Here is a 16,483-nt window from a genome sequence, read left to right on the forward strand (position 1 = left end):
AGAAATATTGGTAAAGCGAAGTCCTAAAACCTGGAACCTGAAACCTGAAACCTAACTATGCTGCACTACGCCTTAAATCTTGAACTGGTCACCCTGCCGGAAGCCGCCGCACCCTGGCTTGCGCCCCTGTCGCTTGCCGTGGCCTTGAACGAAGTTGTGCTCATTGAGGGGGTTAACCCGCACTCGGCCGAGCCTTTGCTGGAAGTGGCGGCCGCCCTCAAGCCTCCCGTTGCGGGCCAAGTCCGGCATTGGGGCGAAAACGCTGAGACCCTGCCCCGGGCAGACCTTTACCACCTCCGCAGCCGGATCGCCTATATTTCACCCCGGCAGGTGTTGCTGCACCGCCTCAGCCTGGGTGAAAACATCGCCCTGGCCCCGTGCTATCATCAGGGGTGCTCGGAATCTGAAGCTTTGGAGCCTCACGCCGATTTACTGGAACTTCTGAAGTTGCACGCCCATCTAGATCAGTTTCCCACCCAGGTGTCCGCCGCAGTTTATGCCCGGGCAGTGTGGGCCCGGGAGCTGTTAAAAGGGCCCGAATTGATCCTGGCCGCCATATCCGGTGATTCGGCCACCGCGGCCGCAATGCTTGTCGCGGTCCTCCGGGATTACCTGGCCACGAACGGGATTGCCGCCATCGTGCTGGGGGAGGCCCTGGAATCCTTTTATCCTCTGGGACACCGGCTCCTGCGCCTGGAGTCGGGGCAGCTCCTGAAAATGCCGCTCCTGGAACACCGGGCCCGGCCCCTCACCGCCTATCTGCCATTGGTATGAAGCCAGCTATCAGTAGCCAGCCTTCAGCTATCAGCCAAAACTTGAAATGCAGCACCGCCGCCCCGGCAGCAATCTGTAACCTTGAACTTTGAACCTTGAACCTTGAACTTTTCAGGAAGGGCTCGGTTTGGTGAGCTTTTCGAAGCGTTCCAGGGAATGGCCTAACCGGCCCTTTTGGTTGACTTCCTTAAGCCGCTTGAAGCACCTGAGCATCTGGGACGTGCGCCCTAGACCGGCAAAGACGTCGAAGGCCCGGACGTAATAATCCCAGGCCTGACACAGGTCCCCTCGGCTTTGATACACCTCCCCCAGGAAGAACAGGTCCCCGGCCATGGCGGGCCGATCTAGAATGGAGCGGTCGATGGTGAGCGCTTGGGCGAAACGCTCCAGAGCCAGGCCGGTGTCTCCCCGAGCCAGGGCCAGCCGGCCCAAGTGATGCGCCAGGGTCCCTTTGAGTTCCGGCGTGGTAGCCAGAGGTTGGCTACGATTCAAAAAATCTTCAGCCAGGGCCGGGTCTTTCTGGTCCAGATAAAAACTGGCCCACTGGAGATACACCCGGGCCAGGGCTCGGGGCGCTTGGGCTTGCCAGGCCGCGTTCTGGGCCGCCTGGAGATGCCGGGCGGCTTCCCCGGGATTCCCTGCCTTCTGGGCTATGGTGGCCAGGTTAGCCTGGTTGATACTGACCGCGACCCACTGCCCCTGAGCGCAATTCACTTGCAGGGCCTGGTTAAATAAATCCCGGGCCTGTTTAATCTCTCCATCCTCCAGGGCTACGGCGCCCAGGTTGTTGAGCTGCTGGGCCTCCCCCTGGGGATAGTCCACGGACCGGCTCATGGTCAGGGCCCGGGAGAACTCCCGTGAAGCCCGCTTCAGGTCGCCCCGCGAGAACCACTGCTCCCCCTGAATGGAGAGGTCGTTGATGCGGCTTACCTGCTGCCCGAACGGGTCCGGTTTGGCAGCGCAGCCCACCACCAGGACCGCCAACATAAGCACTATCCAGCGCCTAAGGCAGGCTACGCGGTTCCACATGAATGGATCGGCTCCGGGCGCCCTTGGGCGCGGTCAGGCGGATGAGGGGATTGGCCTTGATGGCGTCCATGACTTCCTTGCCGCTTCGGGCCGTCTCGGTGGCCGCTTCCACGAGGTCGGGCAATTCCTCGCTACCGGCCTTGATGTTGGCCACGATGGCCTTCAAGGGTTCGATTTCCTGGGTGATGGATTTGGTGAACACTTGCAGATCCTTGGCCGAAGGCCGGAAATCCCCCGTGAGATTCTTGGCCTCCACCAGGAACTGGTCCAGGTGGCCCAGACTTTGAACCATCTTGGTATATAAATCTTTTTGCATGAGGAGCAGGCCCATGGTGCCTTTGGCCTCGGTGAGGCTCACCAGCACCTGGTTGGCATGATTCACCACCGCTAGAAAAACCTTTTCATCGTTTTTCAACTGTTCGCTCAACTGGGCGATATTGGCCACGGTCAACTTGACTTTGTCAATGGTTTCCCGGTTGACCAGCTCCGCCAGTTGCTCCGTGAGGGATTGGCGCTCCCGGGACGGTATGGTGCCGTAGGGTTCAATCTGGGGGTAGCCGGAAGAGCCGGGGCTGATTTCGAGATATTCGCTGCCGATTATGGTGGGGCTCACCACTTCCGCCACGGAATCCTGGTGGATGAGATAGTTGTATTTCTTGTAAATCTTGATGGTGACTTGCACCTGGGGTAGCCCGCCCGCCGTGGTGATGCGCAGGTCGGAGACCTTGCCGATCTCGGCGTTGAACATCTTGACCAAAGAGCCCGGGCGCAGGTTGTAGCCCTGCTTGAATTTTACCAGATAGGTGGTCTGGGTCACGCCCCAGCCCTTGCCCTGGGCAATCGCCAGCAAGGTCACCACGGTGAAGATCACCAACACCAGGAGAAATGCGCCTACCAGCTTTTCCTTGCGGGTAAAGCCCTCTTGCATGGGGCCATGATAACACTCTCTCCTATTCTTTTACAAGTCCTTCGCCGGTGGACTGCCCGGAGTTTTAAGCGAAAAATCTATATCAGGATTAAATGCCGGGTTGCGTTTAAAGAGTTGATTTTGGTAGCCGCAGGCTTTAGCCTGCGCACGTCTGTGCAAGCGAGACGCCCAGATCACTTTACGCCCTCGTTCCCAAGCTCCAGCTTGGGAATGCCACTATCCGCCCAAGCTCTGCTTGGGCACCATATATAATTACTTGATTAAAATATATAAAACTAAGTATATTGCATGATATTGTGGTCCTTGGTCCGCCTCCCCCCAGACAAGGACTTATGTATTTTGTAGATTGTGCCGATATGAATAACATCGTGCCTTGACCAGCCTCGCCCACCCCAGGGGAACGATCATTCCTTGCAAGGAGCACCATGGGAGTGCCGTTAAAACCGCGTCGAATCTTTAAACTCCGCCGTGGCCAGGAGGGGTCTGCGGTAGTTGAGTTCGCCCTCTGCCTCATCCCTTTGCTGATCATCGTGGGCGGCATCCTTGATTTTGGTCATCTTTGGTATATGCAGTCGATACTGGCCACTGCCAGCCGCGAGGGCGCTCGCTATGCCACCCATTATTCTAGCGCAAAGGTTACTCCTAATAACCTTTCTCCCTCCATCCAGAATTATGTGCTCAATACTCCGGCTGAAAATGGCGGTGCCGGTGGCGTCGGGTTGAGTGATCTTCTGTCCGCTGACGCCAGTCCAGCGGTCATCCCGGGAGGCCCTGGATATACGACCGGCACGGGCTCGGTCAGTGTCCAGGTCACTGCCAAGAAATACTGGTTTATGCTCAGTTATTTGATCCCCGGCCTGTCTAATCCCCAACTGCTGAGTGTTACTACATGGATGACATGCGAGTATTAAAGGCGCTCCGGAGGCTTGTCCGGAGATGCAATCTGGCTCAGGGCGTCAAGGGCGTTATCGCGGACGATTCCGGGGCCATTGCGCTGATCATGGCCTTTGCCTTAACAGCATTCTTGGGGATGGCCGCCTTGGCCGTCGATTACGGGTATATGAGCGAGGTGCAAAGTGAACTGAAAAAGGCCGCTGAAGCCGGGGCCTTGGCTGGGGCCAATGCCTTAGCCAAAAATGCGGACTGGAACACCGCGGCAACTTCGATAGTCCAGGAAAATCAGGCGGCCGGAAAACTCTTAACCGATTGCCAGGTGCTCAGTGGCTATTGGAGTCTGGTGCAGGGCAAATTTTTCGGCGCCGCCCCCCAAGAAACTCCGGCCCCGGTCCAGGCTATCCAGGTGGTGGTGCCCAAGGACGCCGGTAACAACGGCGGCCCTCTCCAGTTGTCCTTTGCCCCCATTTTTGGGATAAACACCACTAATCTGAGCGGCACCGCGGTGGCGATTGTCAAGTCCTCTGGCATCTGGTCCATCCTGGAGACCGGCAACGGCACGGTCAGTATAAGCAACAATGCCAACGTCGGTAATGCCAACTTCGGTGGTGATGTGGGGCTTAATGGTGACGGCCCCTTTTCCTTGAGTAACAATGCCACGGTGTGGGGGAAGGCATATCTTAAAACCGGCTGTCCCAAAACCATCGGGAACGGCGCAGTCGTTAAAGGCGGCATCCAGCAAGATGCCGCTGCCAATGCCATACTCCAGCAAGCCACCCAGGACGCCACCACCACCTTCAATACTTTCAGAAATCCTTCACTGACACCAGCGACACCGGCAGTGCAAGCTCAGGTAACAAATGGGATTATCAATCTCTCTAATAATGGAACCAAGACCATAAATGGCACAAACATGGTGAACGTTCTTAACCTCACTCGATTAACCTTAAGTAATAATGCGACCCTAATTTTGGACGCGCCCGCAGGAGGTTCGTTTGTCATCCGGGACTCCGGGAACTTCTCCCTCGGCAATGGCTCCCAGATAAAATTGGGAAACGGCGGTATCACGGAAGACAGGGTCACCTTCGTCAGGACCGGCACCGGCGTGGTCAGTCTCTCTAATAACTCCATCCTTAACGGCAACATTTTGAGCCTCGATGGCGCTATCAGCCTCTCCAACAACGCCGCCGTAAATGGTGTGCTGGTCAGCGGCAGGAACATCACTTTGAGTAACAACAGCGTGACGACCAAGAAAACCCCAAGCGGGTGGGGGTCGTTCTCCAGCGGCGGAGGGGGCGGCGCGGCCCTGGTCCAATGACCGGCTTTATCTCCATGATCAGCCGGGGTTAGGGCTGTAGGGGTTCGCAGCCCTCCACCCGTCACCCTAGCCCAGAGGCTGGCAACCCCTCCCCTATTTGCTTTGATCCTTTGGGAGAGCGGCCGGGAGACCGGCCGGACAGATTACCGCAAAAATATTTTTAAGGTCTTCGGCCAAAATACCGATAAGGAATACGTAACTACCGAGAAGGGCAAACTCCACCGAAAGGGGAGGACGCAAAGTCACCGGCCTAAAGCCTGACGGCCAAGGCAGCGGGATTGCCGAAGTGGTAAGGATTAGGTTTATCCGCGGCTATACCCCTGCCCTTGCAGTAGCCCTCCGCTACAGCTGCAATCAGCTGTCAGATTTCACGCCGGACCTTCCTCAGGTTTGCCCGTAGAGCTTTAACTTTAGGTAACCTGAGGATAGCCCACTCAATTACTCAGGTTAAAGAACTTAGTTACAAGTTAATCGGAGCTTTAAGATATTTAAAATTATAGTTATTTCAGGAAAATGCTACCTGACAAATTAGGTTTTGAGGATGTGATAATTAGGGAAAACCTGATTTTCTTTTAAAGATTCTTGGTAGATTATTATTATTAAAAAGAAAAAATAGGTGAAAAGCATGCATGCCATAACCCAGGTTATCGAAGCCACCATGGCAGCCCGAGATCCTTACACCGTGGAACACCAAAGAAGGGTGACCCAAATTGCCTTGGACATCGCTGCCAATCTAAATCTTTCGGCTGATTCCACCGAAAAGCTTCGTATAGCCGGGAATCTTCATGATCTTGGGAAAGTAGGGGTGCCTACCGAAATTCTCGTTAAGCCGGGAAGATTAACCGAGCTCGAGTTTTCCATTATCAAAAACCATCCCATGGTGGGATTTGAGATCCTGAAACCTCTGGATTTGCCTCTGTCCACCACTCAAATCGTGGTCCAGCACCATGAGAGATGGAACGGCTCAGGATATCCGCATGGACTGGCGGGATCTGACATCCTTCTGGAAGCCCGGATAATCGGCGTCGCCGACGTCGTGGAGGCCATGGCGTCAAACCGGCCCTATCGGCCGGCCCTGGGACTTGCCAAGGCCATGTCGGAACTCTCTTTAAATAAAGGCGTGCTTTACGACCCCCTGGTGGTGGACGCTTGTTCTCAGCTCTATGTGGAGAATAAATTGACAACTTTTCGAAACTGACCCGCTAACCATTTTTAGTCCGCAGGCTCGTACGCGTCTGACGAGCCTGCGCACCTCAGAAGGGGGCCGAATCATGGCTCAAGGGTTGATGTTGCAGATCGCCGCATGGTCCGGGGCCATAGCAACGGCTGTAGTCTTATTGGGGTTGTTGTTGGTGGCGATGAACACTGGGGCCAAACATTTCCTCCGGCGTCTCCGCTCTCGTACGGAAGGGGCCGCGACGATTGAGTTTGCCCTCTGCCTCATCCCCTTATTGCTCATCGTAGGCGGCATCATCGATTTCGGCCACCTCTGGTATATGGAATCAATGCTGGCCACCGCCAGCCAGGAAGGCGCCCGCTATGCTACTCGTTACAGTGCGCCCTCTGGAACGCGTCTAACGCCCGGCAGCCTTTCTCCTACGGTATCGTCTTATGTGACCAGCACCTACACCGGACTCCTGCCCGTCGATGCCGATCTTCAGGTCATCCCAGGGGGGGCCGGCTATACTTCGACTACCCCTGGACTTTCGGTCAGCGTCCAGGTTACTGCCAAGAAATACTGGTTTTTTATCGGCAACTTGGTACCTGGCCTACCCAATCCCAAGACCCTGAGCTCTACCACAGTGATGTCATTGGAGTAAAAGAGGCCAAAAGTCCAATGCTCCAGCCCATGGAAGGGCACAACGTTTCCGGCCTAAGGCCTGACGGCCAAGGTCAACCAAATCTCAGACATGGACGCGGTCAATGCCGAGCATTCAGATTAGTAGGTTTAGGGAACAGAGGTAAAGAGCATGGAAGCTCATAGGACACAAAAAAGACTAACCGGCTTCAAAGGTGATGAGTCCGGGTCCACGGCAGTAATCGTGGCCCTTCTCTTGGTGATGCTGTTGGCCGTGGCTGGCCTGGCCATCGATTACGCCCATTTGGCCTGGGTGCAACGTGACCTGAGGAAGTCCGCTGAGGCCGGAGCCCGGTCTGGAGCTCGGGCCCTTTGGCCGCTGAATCTGTGGGGTACTGCCAATACCCGTCCTGCTCCCGATTACCAAGCGGCCTCGACCTCGGCCCTCAATATCGCCACGAGCAACAAGGTTGATGGGGTCAATCTGACCACGAACGAAGTAACAGTGGAGGTGGGACAATGGAATTATGCCACCCAACAGTTTACTCCCGTTACTTGGGCGAATAGCAGCACTGCCAACGGCGTCCGGGTGACTGCCCAAAGAACCAACGTTCAAATCATTTTTGGCCAATTTTTGGGTCTCCTTTCCAAAGATTTGAGTTCCAGAGCCATTTGCATCATGGACTTTGCCGGCTCCGTCGGCCCGGGAACCCTGCCCATTGCTCTCAATAAAGCTTATACCGCTCCCGGCACGCCTCTCTTCATCAACTTTACCCCTGATACCCTTGATAATGGCGGTTGGTTTGCCGACCCGACGGACCAGGCCAGCGCCAAAACCTTTAAAGATTACATTAATAACGCTGCCTGCTCCCCATTGAATGTCGGCGATATCATCAACCTCCAAAATGGGCAAGACACTTCTTGTCTCAACGAATTAAAGGATAAACTTAACCTTCAACCCAGTAAAACCCTCAACGTTCTGTTACCGGTAGTGAATACGGACAAATTTAACCAGAGCCAACCAATTGTCGCATTTGTGCCTTTTCAGATCTCTGAAGTTCTAACGGGCGGAAGTCCCAAAGGGGTTTCCGGTACTGTACTGAGTATGGGGGAAATGGACAGCGCCCAGCCTGGCGGAAGCAATTATGGCGCCCTGGCACCTCCCAAGTTGGTGCAATAGCGGGAACCAGATTTTTGGTCTTGAGGCAGCCCGGCAGCAACGGAAACAGAAAACGACGAGTATTTCTCAGCTCTAAGTGAAGAATAAACTGACAACTTTTTGAAACTGACCCGCTCAATATTTATAGTCAGCAGGATCGTACCCACCTGTCGAGCCTGCGCATCTTAGAAGGGGCCGAATCATGGCTCAGGGGTTGTTGTTGCAGATCGCTACACGGTTCGGGGCCATAGCAATGGCCGTAATTTTGATGGGGTTGTTGTTTGTGGCCCTGAACGCCGGAGCCAAACATTTCCTCCGGCGTCTCCGTACGCGTACGGAAGGGGCCGCCACCGTTGAATTCGCCATAATTATCAGTGTGTTTCTCTTAATTGTGGCGGGAATCATGGACTTCGGACATGCCTGGTATATGCAGCAGGTCATCACCAATGCCAGCCGGGAAGGGGCTCGTTACGGTATAACCTATGCAACTGATAGCAGTGGAACCCGCATCGCTCCCTCCGCCCTGTCTCCCTCGATCAGCACGTATCTGACCACCAATTACAAGTTAACCACCAGCCTGCCCGCTGACGCTCAACCAGTCATCACCCCGGGTGGAACTGGCCTCGCCACCGGAACCCGGGGATCACCCCTGGAAGTTACGGTTACGGCTAAGAAAACCTGGTTCATAATTTCGAGTTTCATTCCAGGTCTTGGCAGTCAAAAAACCCTTAAGGCCTCTACGGTAATGCTCTGTGAATGATCACAGTTGGCAATAGCTGACAACAATTTGTAAGGGTCGGGTGTCATCGGCCTGATTTGGTGAGGTGGGACCATAAAATAACAATACTTGCTAAACCAAAGGAGTGAGCCATGGATAGGCGAAAAAGCAGCCTAGGAAGGCTGGGGCGGGAAACGGATGGCACTGTGGCAATTATGGCCGCTCTCGGCCTTTTGGCGTTTCTGGGTATAGCCAGTTTGGCCATCGATACGGGCCAGCTCTATTATGCCCGCAATCAGCTACAGAATGCGGCCGATTCTGCCGCTTTGGCTGCGGCCGGAAATTTGATCAAGGACGCAGGGGGCGGGGTGGCGGAGCGGGATGCCAATGCCGCAAGCCAGGCCGCCATGACGGTAGCCCAGCGCCAGAGCCAGCTTTCCGGCCTGCCGGCCTTGGACTCCAACGCCCGCACTGACCTGACGCTCACTTTCGGGGAATGGAACGTTAATGCGGGCAACCCCCAAACGGCCTGGACAGAGGTCGGCTCGACGTGCAGCAGTAGTTCAACTGCCAATGCCGTAAAAGTCCAACTGCGCCGGGCGGCCGGATTGGCCTATGGCCCGGTCACCAACATATTTGCCAGCGTCTTCGGGGTCAAGACCTCCGAGGTTGCGGCCTCGGCCATCGCCTATCTGGGTTATACCACTTCGGTAGGAACCGGAACGGTCCAGGTCCCGCTGGCCCTGCCGAGTTCCATTCTCACCGCCTCCAGCGGCCACTCCGGCTGGTTTGCCCGTCTTTTAGGCCCCCGGGAAGCCGTGGCCGCCACCAAGACGCTTACTTTCAAAGATACCGGCGGCTCCCAGGTTACCAGCAGCGTTCCCACCAGTCCTGCCGCCGGGCTCGACTCAAGTCAAGGTTATTTTTACACCGTCGGCCCCAGTGACTCGGTGCCCAATACCATCAAAGACATTCTGAAAAAGGTTTATACCCCCAGTTATACTTCGCAAAATCCGGTGGTTGTTGCCAGTTTGAAGGTGGGGCAGCAAATCTATCCCAGAAGCGAGTATCCTTGGGGCCGCTCTTATATCGGAGCTATTTTTCAGAATCTGAAGCAGGCCTATAATTACAAGAAAGATGGTTCCGGCAAATGGCATACCACCTTGGCGGTTTTCGGCCCCAAAACCGTGGCTTCCCTGCCTATGAAAACGGGTTTCATGTCCCTGGCCCGGCTGCTGACCCCCTTCTGGCCATCGGAGGCCTTCGCCTGTACTACCATGAACCCTCCGACCATCATGGTCACGGGCTTTGTCAACGTGGATATCATCGGCGTCACCGCTAATAATACAACCTGTGACGATTGCACCAGTTACAGGCCCGCCAATAACGGGATAACCTATTCAAGCAAAAAGGACTGCTTGACTAATAAACCTGACAGCGCCTGGAACGCCAACACGGTGACCGTCGAGAATGTGACGGATGCCAGTACCGTAACGCCTACGGGCAGCCTGTCCGGTGGTCCTTCGAATAAGACCATCAATCCCGGCGCTCCCTCCGAAGTTGGAGCCCTGGCCGCCATTCCCAGGCTGGTAAAGTGAGGTGTCTTTAAAAACCGGAGGGTTGCCGAGGCGATAAGGATGCGATCCAACAAAAGCATCTCTCTTCGAGCTGGTCTCTCCACAATCAGTTAAAACCGGGGTGCGCACCCTGAATAAGGAGTAAACCAACAATGCAAAAGCACCTTGACCGAGCCATGGCGTTTCTCCGGGATGATGTGGGTGCCGCCTCAATCGAATATGCCCTGTTAGGGGGTTTGATCGCAGTGGTTATTGTGGCAGCGGTGACCGCCTTTGGTGCAAAGGTCGCCAGCAGCTTCGCATCATCTGTAGCCACGTTGCCATAATAACTCTTCGCTGTTTTACAGGTTTGGGGCCGCAACCTGAGGGCGGCGGCCCTTTCCTGTCTCGTACAATTCGCATTCAAACGGTGGCACAGGCGTCTCGCCTGTGCAGGCGCAGGCTAAGGCCTACGTCTACCCAACATTGCTCTTTGAATGCAACTCGGTATCAGGAGGCAAGCCGCGAGAGGACAACCTCGTCACATGTTGGAAGGTGATTATTATCGCTCTTGCCAAAAGTTCCTTCTTTATATCCCCTCTCCCCTCTGAGGGTTGGGGTGAGGGGCGAGCAGGAAAAAACTTTTGGCAACGAAGTATGGCGGCCGGCTCGCCTTTTAGAAGAGCCCGCCCCTGAACAGCTTTTTTAGTCCGGTTAGAGCTTCGCAGCTAAACCGTTGACGCCGCCATTTACCAAGCGCACCACGGCCATGTCGGGGAAATAGTCGATGACGTTGAGGCAGCCGTAATTCTGGTCCAGGCGGAACAGGAACTCCAGAGACAGGCCCAGGGCATCGCTCAAGATGACCCGGTTGATCCCGGCGTGGGCCACAACGAGGAAGGTCTCTTGGTGGTGTTGCTGAATGAGGGAGGTCAAGCGAGGCAGGGCCCTAAGCTTAACGTCCGTGAGGCTTTCACCTCCGGGGATGCGGAAGCTGATGAGGTCCTTAAAGCGCGCCTGGAGTTCTTCCGGATAACGTTCGGCAATCTCCGTAAAGTTCAGTCCTTCCCACACTCCGAAGTGAACTTCACGAAATTCCGGGATGATCTGAGGGGCCACTTCCCGGCCCCGGCTGATGATCTCGGCCCCCGTTAAGGCCCGGGTCAAATCCGAGGCATAGACGCCGGCCAGGGGCAGTGGTGCAAGCTGCACGGCCAACTCCTCAAACTGCCGCACGCCCTTCGCGCTCAGACCGATGTCGTTGTTACCGTGATACCGGTCGGTGTGCCCGTCGGCCACCTGGCCGTGGCGCACCAGATAGAGGCGGGTGGGGATCAAAGAGCCTTTGGCGCGCTGGGCTTGGAGGCGCATTATTCTGCACCCTCTCCTTTCCGGGGTTTCTTTTGGCGAAGAACCTCTTCTTTCAGCTTGATGATTGACTGCCTCTTCTCGGCGCGAAGTTTAGGGATAACGTACATGGCATTAAAAATCTCGGTGAGCGTTGCAAGAATAACTCGAAGGTGGCGCGAATGCCAACCATCGTAAGATAACTCATGAACTTTATCACTCGTGACCTGCTGGATTGTCAGGAGTGTATCGAAATACTCGGGCTCAACGTCAGGCCGCTTTCCTTTAAGAGATTTCAACCTGGATTCATAATCCGTGCCTTCAGCTCCCTCAATTACCGCCAGCTCATAAATTAACTTTCTAGCGCATACCGAAGCTCCTGTAAGAAAGTTGCTCTTGAGGCAGCCCTCTGCTTCAGTCATCAATTCACGAAGTACTCTGGGAATCCGCTCATCCAAGGAGAAAAATGATGTAGGCACAGAGTAGAAGAACTTCTCATCTAGATTTTCATCGTCTTCGATAATAAAGCGATGCAGAGAACCAGAATAATTATGAGTCTTAATTCTTTCAAAGGTAAGATGCATGGAAACGTTTCTACAAGAATGGCATTCGGCAAGATAAACATAACATTTTTTGTCTTCATTCCAATCGAATTTATCTGGTAATCTGGTCGAGTACGATACATTTCTACGATTACAGAATGGGCAATTAAACACATATTCATCTATGAAATATTTTGAATCGAGAGAAGACAGATCAGGCATATGATGCTCTCGTTGCCAAGTACAACTTGGCAGAAAAAAGAACGTTCCCAAGCTTAGCTTGGGAACGAGGAGAAAATCAGTCTCCTACCATGACGGCGTTGTTGGGCACCACCACCACGCCATTTTCGGTGACATGGAAGCGCTTGGCGTCCCGCTCGTGATCCAAGCCGATGGTGAAGCCCGGCGGCACCCGCACCCCCTCTTCAATGATGGCCTGGCGAATGTGGGCCCCGGAGCCCACTTCCACCCCGTCCCACAAAATAGCCTGGCACACCGTAGCGCCGACCCCCACCTTGACTCCGGGGGACAATACCGAGCGCTCCACCGTGCCTTCGATGATGCAACCCGAAGCGATCAGGGAGTCTTCTACGGTCACGTGCGACCCGCTGCAGATGTACTTGCTGGGGGGATAGAGCTGGGGCTTACTCCGCACCGGCCAGTCGGCGTCGTACAGCTCAAACACCGGCGCTTTGCCCAACAGGTCCTGGTGGGCCTTGAAATAAGCGTCCAAAAGCCCGATATCCCGCCAATACCGGGGCGTATTGGTGACCGGGTCCTGGAAATTGTAGGCATAGACCTTTTTGTGCCCCACCATCTGGGGGATAATGTCACCACCGAAATCATGCTTGCTGGTCTTTTTCTTGGCGTCTTTGATGACCTCTTCCACCAGAGTTTCGGCATTAAAGATATAGACGCCCATGGAAACCAAAGAAAAGTCGGGATTGTCAGGCAGGCCCGGCGGGTCCTTGGGTTTCTCCAAAAAATTTTCCACCTCGGAGGCCTCGTTCACTTTGAGGATACCGAAGGAACTCCCCTCCACCCGGGGCACCATGACCGCAGCCACGGTAAGATCAGCATTGTGTTGCAGATGGAAATCCATCATCTCCCGGTAGTTCAGCTTGTAAACATGGTCGCCGGATAAGATGAGCACCTGCCGGGGACGCTCCTGCTCCAAGAGGGTGAGATTCTGGTAGATGGAGTCGGCGGTGCCGCGATACCAGCGGTTCACCATGATCTGCTGGGGCGGCATGGAATAGATGAACTCATTCAAATCGGGATGCATCACGTCCCAGGCCTGGCGCAGGTGCTGTTCCAGGGAAAAACTGCCGTACTGAGAGAGCACATAGATACGGCGAATTCCCGAATTGAGGCAGTTGGAGAGTGTGAAGTCGAGAATCCGGTAGATGCCGCCAAAGGTGATCACCGGCTTGGCCTTGTCCCGGGTCAGGGGAAAGAGGCGTTCACCTTTGCCGCCGGCCATGATGATGGTGGTGAGTTTTTTCATCGAATCCATCACTTAGCTACCAATTCTTTAATCTTCACTTTGAGTTCCGTGAGGTCGGAAGACTTCACCACATAGGCGTCCGCGGCCCAGCTCATAAAGCTTTCCTGGTACTGGCTATAGGCGCTATTCAAGATCACCGGCAAGCCCTCTTTGAGGCCCAGGATGCGGGGCAGGGCCTCCAGGCCGTCCATACCGGGCATACGAATGTCTAAGATCACCAGATCCAGGGGTTCGGTCTCGACCATTTTAAGGGCATCCCTGGCATTGGTGGCGATAACTACTTTGTATCCTTCCTCTTCCAGTTCCTCTCGCAGAAGCGTACGGATCGCCTCATCGTCATCCACCACCAGAATAGTTTTCATTAACTGCCTTCCTGCACGCATATTTTTTTAAAGGTTAAGTCTTGATAACCGCAAGGGCAACCCGCATCGAGAAAAATTCCCCAAGTTCGTCAAGCCTCCGCCGGAGGCTGCCAGTAGGTCTCTCCCAGGAACAGGGGCAACTCCGCCACGCAGATGGGTCCCACCCGGATATCCCAGCCGGTATAGCTGGCCAACTCCTCTTTCAGGGGAGCGACCACCCCCGGGATAATGAGCTGCCGGTGCTTAAGCTTTTCCGCCAGACGGTGGTGCTCCAGTCCCTGATCCAGGCGCTGGGGGGTGAAGCTGCGATAGATCATGGACATGTCCACCGTGTCCCCCCGGGTGTCCACCACCAGCAGATAGAAAGGGCTGATTGTGTAGGCCAAAAGGCCGGTAACCACCGCCAGGGTAAACTCGCTGTTGCCGGTGACCAAAAGCGGCGCCTCGGGTCCCGGTTCATTGATTTCGAACAGGTCCGTCGGCACCGGCCGGGGTAGTTCCAGAGATTGCACCACCGGCAGGACCTCCAAAGCCTGTAAGGCCAGGGATAAGGCCTGGCGGCGGGCCGGGCTCAGGGCCACACCGTCTTCGGATTTCAGGCTGCCATCTTTCAGCCGGGCCGCCACCTGGGTGCAATCAGGCCCTCCCAGGCCCTGGCATTCCTCCGGGCTCAGGTAGGGGGCAATATCGATCCGGTCCACATAGAGATTCGCTTTCAGCATAGGGTCTCCCGTCGGTTAGCCTGTCCAAGCCTAACAAGAATGACGCAGGAGGTCAACGTCTTAGGGGCAGCAGCCCAGACTTCAGACCGGTTTTGTGGCCGGCAGCCGACAGGCCTTAGAGTCTAAAAAATCGGCGGTCATGTAAACCAGGTGTGGTATCTTGAGATAACTCATCCCTTTAGCCTAGGAGGACAGGTTTATGCCCCGCCTACCCGAGCGGTTACCTCGATATTCCTACCGGTTTCTTCTCTTACTCCTCCTCATGGCCTGCCTGGCCTCAGGCGGGATGTTCTCAACCCCGGCCCGGGCTGAACAGTCCAAAAAGCCAACCCCCGCGCAGCTCAAAAAGATCCTGGCCGATTTTGAGAAATATGTCGAACAGGCCCGAACGGACTGGCAGGTGCCCGGCCTGGCCATTGCCATCGTCTCCGGCGACAAGATCATCTTGGCCAAAGGCTTCGGCGTCAAAAAGGTAGGCGCCAACGCTAAGGTGGATGAACATACCATCTTTCAGATCGGCTCCACCTCCAAGGCCTTCACCGCGGCACTGATGGCCATGCTGATGGACGAAAACAAGCTCGCCTGGCAGGACCGGGTGGTGGACCGTCTGGACCAGTTTCAGATGCTCGACCCCTGGGTCACCCGGGAGTTCCAGGTAGCCGACCTCATGGCCCAGCACAGCGGCCTGCCCGCCCACGCCGGAGATTGCCAGGCCTTCATGGGCTTCGACCGGTCACATATTATCCATTCCTTGCGTTACCTCAAGCCGGTAACCAGCTTCCGCTCCCAGTACGCCTATCAAAACAGCCTCTTCCTGGTGGCCGCCGCCCTAGTGGAAAAGTGCACCGGCAAGAGCTGGGAGGACAACCTCAAGGCCCGCCTGTTGGAACCCCTGGGCATGTCAGCCACTACGGCCAGTCTGGCGGAATTCCAACAGGCCCAAAACGTCACCATGCTGCACAAAAAAACCGGAGATAAGATCGAGCCCATACCGGCGGATTGGCCAGACCACAACTGGGTTTATACCTACGGACCGGCTGGCGGCATCAACTCCAACATCCTGGACATGACCAAGTGGCTGCGGCTGCAACTGGGCAAGGGCAAGTTTGAGGGCAAGCAACTCATCAGCGAGGTTAACCTGAATTTCCTCCAAACACCCAAAACTATCATTGGAACGGACCCCGGCAAGATGATGTATTATTGCGAGGCCTGGCTGTACCACCCCTTCCGTCCCCACCCCCTCATCTGGCACAATGGCGGCACCTCTGGCAACAAGACCATGGTAGCCTTCATGCCTGAAGCCGGCCTCGGCATCGTGGTGCTTTCCAACCTGATCACGGACCTGCCCGAGGCCCTGGCCTTTAAGTTTTTTGATCTCTATTTCCAAAACCCACCCAAAGATTGGAGTAAGGTGGGCCTGGAGAAAATGAAGCAGACAGAGGCCAAGGACAAACCGCCCCAGCGCCCCGCGTCCCCCGCGCCGCCCCTGCCGCTTACGCGCTACGCCGGCGCCTATAGCAACCCGATCTACGGCCAGATTACGGTAACCCCGGAACAGGACCAACTCTTTATAGCCGTAGGACTGAATCAGAAAAAGGTCCTGTTGCAACCGTTTGACCGGGATGCCTTCTCTTTTGACTGGCCGGAAGACTTTACCCCCGCGGTCTTTACCATCGGTCCCGATGGCCGGGCCTTAAGACTATCAGTGGGATGGGACGGGGTCACGGAGTTCAAGCGGGTAGAGGACAAACCTGCCTCGTGAGCTTGGTGAACTTTGCCGTCTGTGCCGAAATTGCTTGATTTTCTTGGCAACTTGGGGTATACATATA

Annotated in this window: 17 protein-coding genes and 1 riboswitch; of the genes, 10 read left to right on the forward strand and 7 right to left on the reverse strand. The window is 55.3% G+C overall.

All coding sequences use genetic code 11. The annotated features are described in order from the left end of the window. Positions 1-57 precede the first annotated feature (57 nt). Positions 58-774: a hypothetical protein gene (locus tag WC600_01370; protein ID MFA4901371.1), complete on the forward strand. Its 717-nt coding sequence runs from the start codon at positions 58-60 to the stop codon at positions 772-774. A 111-nt stretch (positions 775-885) separates the two neighbouring features. Here WC600_01370 and WC600_01375 read toward each other — a convergent pair whose 3' ends face one another. Beyond that, positions 886-1,803: a tetratricopeptide repeat protein gene (locus WC600_01375; protein MFA4901372.1), complete on the reverse strand. Its 918-nt coding sequence runs from the start codon at positions 1,801-1,803 to the stop codon at positions 886-888. Then, complete coding sequence (locus WC600_01380) at positions 1,778-2,731, reverse strand: MlaD family protein (GenBank protein MFA4901373.1); 954 nt, start codon at positions 2,729-2,731, stop codon at positions 1,778-1,780. The genes WC600_01375 and WC600_01380 overlap by 26 nt, the downstream gene beginning before the upstream one ends. Positions 2,732-3,156: 425 nt before the next feature. Here WC600_01380 and WC600_01385 point away from each other — a divergent pair, with 425 nt between their 5' ends. From WC600_01385 to WC600_01420, 8 genes are all read left to right on the forward strand, one after another. After that, positions 3,157-3,642: a TadE family protein gene (locus tag WC600_01385; GenBank protein MFA4901374.1), complete on the forward strand. Its 486-nt coding sequence runs from the start codon at positions 3,157-3,159 to the stop codon at positions 3,640-3,642. Beyond that, positions 3,630-4,943 carry a pilus assembly protein TadG-related protein gene (locus WC600_01390; protein MFA4901375.1) on the forward strand — a complete coding sequence of 438 codons (1,314 nt, stop codon included), beginning with the start codon at positions 3,630-3,632 and terminating at the stop codon, positions 4,941-4,943. The genes WC600_01385 and WC600_01390 overlap by 13 nt, the downstream gene beginning before the upstream one ends. A gap of 200 nt (positions 4,944-5,143) precedes the next feature. Then, a riboswitch (cyclic di-GMP riboswitch) is annotated at positions 5,144-5,229 on the forward strand. Positions 5,230-5,568: 339 nt separating this feature from the next. Then, positions 5,569-6,141, forward strand: a complete 573-nt coding sequence (locus tag WC600_01395; protein ID MFA4901376.1) for an HD-GYP domain-containing protein — start codon at positions 5,569-5,571, stop codon at positions 6,139-6,141. A 73-nt stretch (positions 6,142-6,214) separates the two neighbouring features. Next, positions 6,215-6,763 carry a TadE/TadG family type IV pilus assembly protein gene (locus tag WC600_01400; GenBank protein ID MFA4901377.1) on the forward strand — a complete coding sequence of 183 codons (549 nt, stop codon included), beginning with the start codon at positions 6,215-6,217 and terminating at the stop codon, positions 6,761-6,763. Positions 6,764-6,913: 150 nt separating this feature from the next. Continuing rightward, entirely contained in the window at positions 6,914-7,921 is a 1,008-nt protein-coding gene (locus WC600_01405) for a TadG family pilus assembly protein (protein ID MFA4901378.1), read from the forward strand. 181 nt (positions 7,922-8,102) lie between these two features. Further along, on the forward strand, positions 8,103-8,660 hold the full coding sequence (locus tag WC600_01410; protein MFA4901379.1) for a TadE/TadG family type IV pilus assembly protein: 558 nt from the start codon (positions 8,103-8,105) through the stop codon (positions 8,658-8,660). Between the two features lie 110 nt (positions 8,661-8,770). Then, positions 8,771-10,216, forward strand: a complete 1,446-nt coding sequence (locus WC600_01415) for a pilus assembly protein TadG-related protein (protein ID MFA4901380.1) — start codon at positions 8,771-8,773, stop codon at positions 10,214-10,216. A gap of 131 nt (positions 10,217-10,347) precedes the next feature. Then, entirely contained in the window at positions 10,348-10,521 is a 174-nt protein-coding gene (locus tag WC600_01420) for a Flp family type IVb pilin (protein MFA4901381.1), read from the forward strand. A 367-nt stretch (positions 10,522-10,888) separates the two neighbouring features. Here the strand turns inward: WC600_01420 and WC600_01425 are convergent, their stop codons facing one another. The 5 genes from WC600_01425 to WC600_01445 all read right to left on the reverse strand — a co-directional run bounded on the left by WC600_01425 (position 10,889) and on the right by WC600_01445 (position 14,654). Continuing rightward, complete coding sequence (locus tag WC600_01425; GenBank protein ID MFA4901382.1) at positions 10,889-11,545, reverse strand: histidine phosphatase family protein; 657 nt, start codon at positions 11,543-11,545, stop codon at positions 10,889-10,891. After that, positions 11,545-12,285 (reverse strand): hypothetical protein, encoded by a 741-nt coding sequence (locus tag WC600_01430; protein MFA4901383.1) that lies wholly within the window; start codon positions 12,283-12,285, stop codon positions 11,545-11,547. The genes WC600_01425 and WC600_01430 overlap by 1 nt, the downstream gene beginning before the upstream one ends. 76 nt (positions 12,286-12,361) lie before the next feature. After that, positions 12,362-13,570, reverse strand: a complete 1,209-nt coding sequence (gene glgC / locus WC600_01435; protein MFA4901384.1) for a glucose-1-phosphate adenylyltransferase — start codon at positions 13,568-13,570, stop codon at positions 12,362-12,364. Between the two features lie 8 nt (positions 13,571-13,578). Next, positions 13,579-13,932 (reverse strand): response regulator, encoded by a 354-nt coding sequence (locus tag WC600_01440; GenBank protein ID MFA4901385.1) that lies wholly within the window; start codon positions 13,930-13,932, stop codon positions 13,579-13,581. 89 nt (positions 13,933-14,021) lie between these two features. Beyond that, positions 14,022-14,654, reverse strand: a complete 633-nt coding sequence (locus tag WC600_01445) for a hypothetical protein (GenBank protein MFA4901386.1) — start codon at positions 14,652-14,654, stop codon at positions 14,022-14,024. Between the two features lie 199 nt (positions 14,655-14,853). Here WC600_01445 and WC600_01450 point away from each other — a divergent pair, with 199 nt between their 5' ends. Further along, the gene (locus WC600_01450) at positions 14,854-16,416 is read left to right on the forward strand and encodes a serine hydrolase (GenBank protein MFA4901387.1); all 1,563 of its coding nucleotides are present in this window, start codon (positions 14,854-14,856) and stop codon (positions 16,414-16,416) included. Positions 16,417-16,483: the final 67 nt, after the last annotated feature.

This window comes from Desulfobaccales bacterium, from assembly GCA_041648175.1.
GTDB lineage: Bacteria > Desulfobacterota > Desulfobaccia > Desulfobaccales > 0-14-0-80-60-11 > 0-14-0-80-60-11.

What these genes read in the sequence shown, in the direction of transcription:
- WC600_01370 (MFA4901371.1), top strand. Translation starts at nt 58, where the DNA reads ATGCTGCACTACGCCTTAAATCTTGAACTGGTCACCCTGCCGGAAGCC.
- WC600_01375 (MFA4901372.1), bottom strand. Translation starts at nt 1,803, where the DNA reads ATGTGGAACCGCGTAGCCTGCCTTAGGCGCTGGATAGTGCTTATGTTG.
- WC600_01380 (MFA4901373.1), bottom strand. Translation starts at nt 2,731, where the DNA reads ATGCAAGAGGGCTTTACCCGCAAGGAAAAGCTGGTAGGCGCATTTCTC.
- WC600_01385 (MFA4901374.1), top strand. Translation starts at nt 3,157, where the DNA reads ATGGGAGTGCCGTTAAAACCGCGTCGAATCTTTAAACTCCGCCGTGGC.
- WC600_01390 (MFA4901375.1), top strand. Translation starts at nt 3,630, where the DNA reads ATGCGAGTATTAAAGGCGCTCCGGAGGCTTGTCCGGAGATGCAATCTG.
- WC600_01395 (MFA4901376.1), top strand. Translation starts at nt 5,569, where the DNA reads ATGCATGCCATAACCCAGGTTATCGAAGCCACCATGGCAGCCCGAGAT.
- WC600_01400 (MFA4901377.1), top strand. Translation starts at nt 6,215, where the DNA reads ATGGCTCAAGGGTTGATGTTGCAGATCGCCGCATGGTCCGGGGCCATA.
- WC600_01405 (MFA4901378.1), top strand. Translation starts at nt 6,914, where the DNA reads ATGGAAGCTCATAGGACACAAAAAAGACTAACCGGCTTCAAAGGTGAT.
- WC600_01410 (MFA4901379.1), top strand. Translation starts at nt 8,103, where the DNA reads ATGGCTCAGGGGTTGTTGTTGCAGATCGCTACACGGTTCGGGGCCATA.
- WC600_01415 (MFA4901380.1), top strand. Translation starts at nt 8,771, where the DNA reads ATGGATAGGCGAAAAAGCAGCCTAGGAAGGCTGGGGCGGGAAACGGAT.
- WC600_01420 (MFA4901381.1), top strand. Translation starts at nt 10,348, where the DNA reads ATGCAAAAGCACCTTGACCGAGCCATGGCGTTTCTCCGGGATGATGTG.
- WC600_01425 (MFA4901382.1), bottom strand. Translation starts at nt 11,545, where the DNA reads ATGCGCCTCCAAGCCCAGCGCGCCAAAGGCTCTTTGATCCCCACCCGC.
- WC600_01430 (MFA4901383.1), bottom strand. Translation starts at nt 12,285, where the DNA reads ATGCCTGATCTGTCTTCTCTCGATTCAAAATATTTCATAGATGAATAT.
- glgC (MFA4901384.1), bottom strand. Translation starts at nt 13,570, where the DNA reads ATGAAAAAACTCACCACCATCATCATGGCCGGCGGCAAAGGTGAACGC.
- WC600_01440 (MFA4901385.1), bottom strand. Translation starts at nt 13,932, where the DNA reads ATGAAAACTATTCTGGTGGTGGATGACGATGAGGCGATCCGTACGCTT.
- WC600_01445 (MFA4901386.1), bottom strand. Translation starts at nt 14,654, where the DNA reads ATGCTGAAAGCGAATCTCTATGTGGACCGGATCGATATTGCCCCCTAC.
- WC600_01450 (MFA4901387.1), top strand. Translation starts at nt 14,854, where the DNA reads ATGCCCCGCCTACCCGAGCGGTTACCTCGATATTCCTACCGGTTTCTT.